The sequence below is a fragment of the Anaeromyxobacter sp. SG64 genome (assembly GCF_022690745.1).
GTDB classification, from domain to species: domain Bacteria; phylum Myxococcota; class Myxococcia; order Myxococcales; family Anaeromyxobacteraceae; genus Anaeromyxobacter; species Anaeromyxobacter soli.
Window position 1 is genome coordinate 34,975 of record NZ_JALCZB010000040.1, and the last position, 7,184, is coordinate 42,158.

8 protein-coding genes are annotated in these 7,184 nt (G+C 74.7%); 5 read left to right on the top strand and 3 right to left on the bottom strand.

Annotated elements, in window-relative coordinates; genetic code table 11:
* The first annotated feature begins 176 nt into the window (after positions 1–176).
* Entirely contained in the window at positions 177–1,490 is a 1,314-nt protein-coding gene (locus MNZ29_RS13480; protein WP_242340132.1) for a hypothetical protein, read from the top strand.
* Positions 1,491–1,570: 80 nt separating this feature from the next.
* On the opposite strand, the gene MNZ29_RS13485 is transcribed toward MNZ29_RS13480, so the two are convergent.
* Positions 1,571–2,128 carry a YceI family protein gene (locus MNZ29_RS13485; protein ID WP_242355546.1) on the bottom strand — a complete coding sequence of 186 codons (558 nt, stop codon included), beginning with the start codon at positions 2,126–2,128 and terminating at the stop codon, positions 1,571–1,573.
* Positions 2,129–2,244: 116 nt separating this feature from the next.
* On the opposite strand from MNZ29_RS13485, the gene MNZ29_RS13490 reads away from it, so the two are divergent.
* The 3 genes from MNZ29_RS13490 (at position 2,245) to MNZ29_RS13500 (ending at position 4,597) form a co-directional block, all read left to right on the top strand.
* Positions 2,245–2,937, top strand: coding sequence for a TetR/AcrR family transcriptional regulator (locus MNZ29_RS13490; RefSeq protein WP_242340134.1), 693 nt, complete (start codon positions 2,245–2,247; stop codon positions 2,935–2,937).
* Complete coding sequence (locus tag MNZ29_RS13495; protein ID WP_242355548.1) at positions 2,934–3,584, top strand: DUF6448 family protein; 651 nt, start codon at positions 2,934–2,936, stop codon at positions 3,582–3,584. Before MNZ29_RS13490 ends, MNZ29_RS13495 begins: the two co-directional genes overlap by 4 nt.
* A gap of 131 nt (positions 3,585–3,715) precedes the next feature.
* Positions 3,716–4,597: a neutral zinc metallopeptidase gene (locus tag MNZ29_RS13500; RefSeq protein WP_242355550.1), complete on the top strand. Its 882-nt coding sequence runs from the start codon at positions 3,716–3,718 to the stop codon at positions 4,595–4,597.
* Between the two features lie 159 nt (positions 4,598–4,756).
* On the opposite strand, the gene MNZ29_RS13505 is transcribed toward MNZ29_RS13500, so the two are convergent.
* The gene (locus tag MNZ29_RS13505) at positions 4,757–5,257 is read right to left on the bottom strand and encodes a methylated-DNA--[protein]-cysteine S-methyltransferase (protein ID WP_242355552.1); all 501 of its coding nucleotides are present in this window, start codon (positions 5,255–5,257) and stop codon (positions 4,757–4,759) included.
* Complete coding sequence (locus MNZ29_RS13510) at positions 5,254–6,708, bottom strand: DNA-3-methyladenine glycosylase 2 (protein ID WP_242355554.1); 1,455 nt, start codon at positions 6,706–6,708, stop codon at positions 5,254–5,256. Before MNZ29_RS13510 ends, MNZ29_RS13505 begins: the two co-directional genes overlap by 4 nt.
* A 209-nt stretch (positions 6,709–6,917) precedes the next feature.
* On the opposite strand from MNZ29_RS13510, the gene MNZ29_RS13515 reads away from it, so the two are divergent.
* A partial coding sequence (locus MNZ29_RS13515; RefSeq protein ID WP_277957287.1) for a hypothetical protein occupies positions 6,918–7,184 on the top strand: 267 nt, incomplete at its 3' end.

The following is a 7,184-nucleotide window of genomic DNA, read 5'->3' on the forward strand; positions in this document are numbered from 1 at the left end:
TCACTGTCGGTCGCTCGCCGACACGGGTCCACCGGGTCGGAAACGACCGCGTTGAAAAACGATTTTCCCGCTCGAGATCACGTCGACTGGGCCCGGGGGCGCGCTGTACCATCCGCGAATCACCTCGGTCTGTGAACCATCACCGAGCGTTTGACCACGCATTTGAAGGGGACCTCATGAACACTCGCAACCCACTGCACGCGGCGGGCACGGCGCTCCTCGCCGGCGTCCTCGCGCTGGCGGCGACGCCCGCGCTCGCGACGGACATCTACTTCCGAAGCTTCAGCACCGCCGCGGCCATGGGGCCGCCGGCAGACGACTACGGCGCGAAGCTGGCGAGCATCACGGACCTCACGCTCGGCCCCGCCGGCAGGGTCAACTTCGTGAAGCTGCCGGGCATCCCGGCAATCCCCTCGCAGTTCAAGGGCGACATCGTCGCCGCCGTCGGGGCGGGCGCGGCCGGCGGCGGCTTCGACGCCGCGTACAACTCCGGCAGCGAGCTCAACAAGACCTGGGGCTTCCTCTTCAACTCGGGGGTGCCGTTCGGGCCCGGCTTCGACGAGTACCTGGGCTTCCTCTTCGGGAAGTCCGTGGACGACGGGCAGCGCTCCGGCCTCGAGCTGCTCCAGTCGATCCTCGACCTCAACAACCGGAACGTCGTCGTCCTCCCGATCGTCGGCAACGCCGAGCAGCTGTCCGGCTACTTCTACGAGCCCATCGGCGAGGCCCCCGGGCGCGCGGGCATCGGACTCGAAGGCCTGTGCCAGCGGAACTGGACGCTCCGCTACCTCCCGCCCGGCGAGTACACGCTCAACCGCGCCTGCGACGACCTCGTCGCCCGGGGCGTCATCCCCCAGAAGAACCTCAAGTTCATCGCGCCCATCCCGGGCGGCGGCTCGCTCGTCGACGCGGTGAAGCTGGGCTACCTCCAGGGCTTCGAGTTCGCGACGCCGCTCGACGACGTCTCGTCGCTCTTCAACACCGCCGACAACCCGGGCACGGTGGGTGTCCGCTACGTCCACTTCCCCGGCTGGCAGCAGCAGTTCCTCATCACCTGGATGATCGTCAACAAGCAGGTGTGGAGCTCGCTCAACACCGCGCAGCAGACGCTCGCGTACAGCGTGGCGCGTGACCACGTGCTCGCGTCGTACGGCGAGAACATGCGCCAGCAGGGCGCGGCCCTGAGGTACATCCTCGAGGTGAACCGCTACGACGCCGACCCGAACAACGACATCGTGCTCGTGAAGTGGCCGAGGAAGGATCAGGACCTGATGATCAAGTCCACGATCGCGATGCTCAACGATCGCGTCTACGACGCGACGCTCCCGGCGACGGACCGCCGCGACTACAAGACGGTCCTCGAGGCGCTCCGCAAGTACGTCGCCACGAGCGACATCTACTGGGACGACCGCAAGGTCGACTCGAAGATCCGCTTCGAGGGCTGGGTGAACGAGAGCGGCGAGACCTGGCAGCCGAAGTTCCCGAAGTAGGCTCGCCGGAGGCGGTGACTTAGTGTCCGGCGGCCGTTCCCTCGCGGGGGCGGCCGCCGGCGCATTCTTGGGCGGCGGCGTCAGAGGCCTTCGGCGGGCACGGAGAGGCGCACGAGGACGTCCGGCTTCACGCGGAGCGTCCCGAGCATCGCGCTGTACGGCCTCACGCCGAACGCGGGCTGGTGCAGGGGCACCTCCGCGACGAGCCGCTCGCCGTCGCGGCTCACCGCGACCTCGATCGGCCGGGTCACCCCGACGAGCGTGAGCGCGCCGCGGACGTCGTAGCCGCCGCCGTCGCGCCGGGAGACGCCCGTGGACGCGAAGCGGATGTCCGGGAAGCGCCGCGCGCGCAGCACCGTGGCCGCGATCGCCTCCTCGATCTCCCGCGCGTCCGTCGCGCGGAGCGCTCCCGCGAGCGGGCGGCCGTCGCGCATCGCCCCCACCACGCGCAGCGACGCCGGATCGAGCCGCGCGGCGACCGACGGGACGACCGGGTCCACGACGAGCTCGAACGCGGTGACGCGCAGGAGGAGATCGTGCGCGAAGGCCGAGAGGGCCCCCTCGCGGAAGGTGAGGACCTCGCAGCGGGCCGCGTCGGGTCCGTAGCTCCGCCTCGACAGGCTCGCCGGGTCCGCCATGGCCGCAGGATGGCGTCGTCCCATGGGAGGAGCAAGGACGGGCGGCGCGCGCACCTCATGGGTCCCATCGGCGCGGTGGCTGGCAAGTTAGTTCGTACTTACTTACAAAGCCCGGCATGCCACGGACGACCGAACCTCTCCGCGAACGAAAGCCCGCCGAGGACCGCCGGCGCGAGATCGCCGACGCCGCCCTGCGCGTCATCGCCAGCCAGGGGGTCGGCCGCTTCACCGCGCTCGCCATCGCGCGCGAGGTGGGGGTCACCGACGCGGCGCTGTTCCGGCACTTCCCGACCAAGGAGGCCATCGTCCTCGCGGCCATCGACCGCGTGGGTGAGCTCCTGTTCGAGGCTTTCCCGCCGCAGGACGCCGATCCGATCCGGCGGCTCGGCAACTTCTTCCGCCAGCGCGTCGCCGTGATCCGCGGCCGCCCCGGCATCGCCCGGCTCTTCGCCTCCGAGGAGCTCGCGCACGCGGCGCCCGCGGCCGGCGCGGAGCGGCTCGAGGAGTTCCGCGCCCGGTCCACGGACTTCGTCCGCGCCTGCATCGCCGAGGCGCTCCGGAGCGGCGCCCTCGCGAAGGGGCTCCGCGTCGAGGAGGCCTCGCTCGTGGTGCTCGGCGCGCTCCTCGCGCTGGCCCACTCGCGCGCCGTGCCGCCCGGCGACGTCGCCGATCTGCCCGAGCGCGTCTGGAGCACGCTCGAGACGTTTCTCCGCGGGGCCGCTCCCCGCCCGCGGAGCGCGGCCCGCCGTCCGCCGCCCCCCACCCGACGGCACCTGACCCGTACTCGAAGCCCAGGAGAACTCCCATGAAGACGATGCTGCTGCTGCCGCTCGCCCTGTCCGCCCTCCTCTCCCCCGCGCTCGCGCACGCCCACTGCGACACGCTCGACGGGCCGGTGGTCGTGGCCGCCCGGTCCGCCCTCGAGTCGGGCCAGCTGAACCCGGTCCTCGCGTGGGTGCCGGCCTCCGGCGAGGCCGAGATCCGCGAGGCCTTCGCCAAGACCCGCGCGGCCCGCAAGACCGGCAAGGAGGCCCGCGAGGTGGCCGACCGCTGGTTCTTCGAGACCGTGGTCCGCGTCCACCGCGCCAGCGAGGGCGCGCCCTACACCGGCCTCAAGCCCGCGGGTGAGGTCGAGCCCGCGGTGGCGGTGGTCGACCAGGCGATCGCGAAGGGCGATCCCAGGGCCATCGACGCGTTCCTCCGGGACTCCGTGCACGGTGGCCTCGAGGCCCGCTGGCGCCGGCTCGCGGCCGAGAAGCCTCCGGCCGACGACGTGGCCGCCGGCCGCCGCTGGGTGGCCGCCTACGTCCCGTTCGTCCACTGGGTCGAGGGGGTGCAGGCCGCCGCGGCGGGCCCCGGCGCGCACGGCCACGCGGGCGCGCCCGAGGCCGCTCACGCTCCGGAGCAGGCCCGGCGTGAGCCGGCGCGCGGCACCGACGCCCGCCACGTCCACTGACGCCGGTCCGGCGCGGCCGGGTGGACACGCCCGCCGCGCCGGATCCCCGCGAGCGCCGGCGACGCTTCCCGCAACGGCTCGACCGCCAGGGCCGCCCTCCGTCATCATCTTGTGAAAGGGAGGGCGGACGCATGCGACTCGGCAGGGGGGACAGCTCGAACGTGGAGGACCGGCGTGGGCTCGGCGGGGCGGGGCTGCGCCTGGGGCTCGGCGGCACGCTCGTCGTGGCCGCGCTGAGCCTCATCTTCGGGAAGGACTTCCTCTCGATGGTGGGCGGCGGCGAGGCGCCGTCGTCCCCCGAGCAGGTCGAGCAGCGCAAGGCGGAGGAGTCCCCGCTCGAGGACGTCGCCGTCGCGTCGTTCAACGACGCCCAGGACGTCTGGACGCGCGAGCTCGGCCGGCGCTACCGCCCGTCGCGGCTCGTGCTGTTCTGGGACGGGACGCGCTCCGGCTGCGGCGACGCCTCCTCGGCGATGGGGCCGTTCTACTGCCCGCTCGACGAGAAGGTCTACATCGACCTCGGGTTCTATCGCGAGCTCGCGCGCCGGTTCGGCGCGCCAGGCGAGCTCGCGCAGGCGTACGTCATCGCCCACGAGGTCGGTCACCACGTGCAAAACGTCCTCGGGATCGCCCCCCGGGTGCGCGAGGCGCAGGAGCGCGACCCGTCGGCGCAGAACGCGCTCTCCGTGAAGATGGAGCTCCAGGCCGACTGCCTCGCCGGCGCCTGGGCCCGGACCGTGGCCGACCGCGGGCAGCTCGACCCCGGCGACCTCGAGGCCGGCCTTCGCGCGGCGGCGGCGGTCGGCGACGACCGGATCCAGCAGACCACCACCGGGAGCGTGCACCCCGAGCGCTTCACGCACGGCACGGCCGAGCAGCGGGCGCGCTGGTTCCGCCGCGGCTACGACACCGCGAGGCTCGACGCGTGCGACACGTTCGGCGGCGCCATCGCCGGCGACGGGGAGGACCGGAGCGCGCCGAGGCCGCGCGGGCGGTCAGCCCCGGAGCCGTGACCTCCTGCGACGGACTCGACGCAGCCGAGTCGCGGGTCAGCTGCCAGGCTGGAACGTGGCCGTGAGGGTCCTCGCGCTCGTCACTGACACCGTGCACACGCTCCGGAGACGCTCGTGACCCACCGCGACCTGGAGCTGGAGCCGTCTGCCGAGCCGCCGTCACTGTCCTGAGCAGGACGAGGGGCGCGCCGCCCGCTCGTGCTCCAGCAGCCACCGCTTCCGCTCGACCCCGCCCGCGTAGCCGGTGAGCGCACCGCCCGCGCCGATCACCCGGTGGCACGGGATCACGATGGCGAGGGGATTACGACCGTTGGCCGCGCCCACCGCCCGCGCCGCCGAGGGCGCGCCCAGGCGAGCGGCGATCTCGCCGTACGTCCTCGTCTCGCCGAACGGGATCTCGGCGAGCGCGCGCCACACCTCGAGCTGGAACGGCGTGCCGCGGGGGCGGAGCGGGAGGTCGAAGGTGGTCCGCTCTCCCGCGAACCAGCCCTCGAGCTGCCGGCACGCCCGCTCGAGCAGGGCGTCTCCCCGGACGTCCTCCGCGGCGAGCACCGGCGCGCCGCCCTGATCCTCCATGTACACGGCCACGAGGGCGTCCCCGTCCGCCAGGAGCCGCAGCCTGCCCACCGGACTCTCCATCACCCGCTCACGCAAGGTCATCTCTCCGCTCCTTTCGTCGCCGGGGTCCACAGGTGCATCACCGCGTAGGCGCGCCACGGGCGCCAGGCCTCGGCGCGCACCTCGGCGACCCGGGCCGAGGCAGTGCCCAGCGCGCGGAGCACGCCGAGGTCCGCGGCAGGGAACGCGTCGGGATCGCCGGCCGCGCGCATGGCGATCACCTCGGCGGTCCAGGGGCCCACGCCGGGCAGCTCGAGGAGCCCCGACCGTACGGCCTCTACGTCGGCGCCGCGGTGCAGCGAGAGGCCGCCGCCGGCCACCGCCTCCGCCAGCGCCAGGATCGTCCGGGCGCGTGCCCCGGGCATGCCGACCCCGGCGATCCGGTCGACCCCGGCCGCCGCCACCGCCTCCGGCGTGGGGGCGAGCCGGTCGAGCCCCGGGAACGGCGTCTCGACGGGCTCGCCCAGGGCGGCGGCGAGCCGCCCGGCCACCGTGGTCGCCGCGGCGACGCTGACCTGCTGTCCCACGACGACGCGCACCGCGGCGTCGAACCCGTCGAACGCCCCCGGGACCCGCAGGCCTTCGCGACGACGGACGGAGCGCGCGAGGACCGGATCGCGCCGCAGCCACGTCGCGACCGCGTCGGGCCGTGCGTCCAGATCGAACAGCCCGCGCAGCCGGGCCACGAGCGGCATGAGCGCGCCCGCCAGCGAGAGCGACACCTCGGCTCGCAGGGCGGGCCGCCCAGGGTCGCGCGTCACGGAGACCCAGCCGCTCCGCCCGCCGAGGCGCACCGTCCGGCGATAGGCGCTGCCCTCCACCTGCTCCACCCGCGCCGTGCAGCGCGCGGCGAGGAACCCGAGCAGCGCCTCCCAGTCCAGCGGCGGGCGGAAGTCGAGGCGGAGGACGAGCGAGCTCGTCGCGGCGCCGTCGCCGTGGGCGCGCCGGATCGCCGAGGGCGGGCGGCCGAAGCGCTGCTGGAAGAGCGCGTTGAACCGGCGCAGGCTCGAGAACCCGGCGGCGAAGGCCACCTCGGCCATCGGGAGCGCGGTGTCGTGGAGGAGCTGCTTCGCGAGCGCCATCCGACGCGACTGCGCCAGCTCGATCGGGGTGACGCCGAGCTCGGCGGCCACCGCCCGGCGCAGGTGGCGGGACGTGACGCCGAGCGCCGCGGCGAGGTCGTCCACCGAGGCCTCGTTGAGGAAGCCCTCCCCGATCCGCGCGGCCGCCGCGGACACGAGGCGCGGGACCGCGTCCACCGGGCCACCCCCGGGCGCGAGCTCCGGCCGGCAGCGGAAGCAGGCGCGGAAGCCCTCGCGCTCCGCCTCCGCCGCGCGCGCGAAGAACACGCAGCGGTCGCGGCGCGGCGTGCGCGCCGGACACACCGGGCGGCAGTAGACGCCGGTCGTCCGGACGCCCACGAAGAAGCGGCCGTCGAAGCGGGGGTCCCGCGCGGTCAGCGCGCCAAAGCAGGTTTCGGCGTCGAGGATCACGCCCCCTGTCTAGCGGCTCGCGCGGACGGTGTCTGGCCGTTTTCGGACCTGGGGGCGACGGCGAGAACGCGCACCGGGGCGGGCGGACCCGCGCGCGTTCCTGGCGCCGGCGTGAGCGGGTGTGCGCGACAGCGGCATGGCCCGCTGCGCCACGCCATGAGCGAGCACGCGGGTTCCAAAGCGAGCGGCCGAGCGAGTAGCATCGCACCGTGACCAGTGATCCCGTCGTGCTCGCGCTCCGCGCGGCCATCGCGGCGAACGACTCCGCCGAGCTGCGCGCCGCGCTCGGGGAGCACCTCCTCGGATCCGGCGCGCCGCGGGAGGCGCTCGACGAGCTCGAGGCCGGCCTCCGGCTCGCGCCCGGCTCGGGGCCGCTCCTCGACGGCGCGGCCCGTGCGGCCGAGGCCGCCGGCGACCCCGGCCGCGCCGCCGCCTCCCGGCGCGGGGCGGCGGCGCGCGCGGGCCCGCCCCCGCCC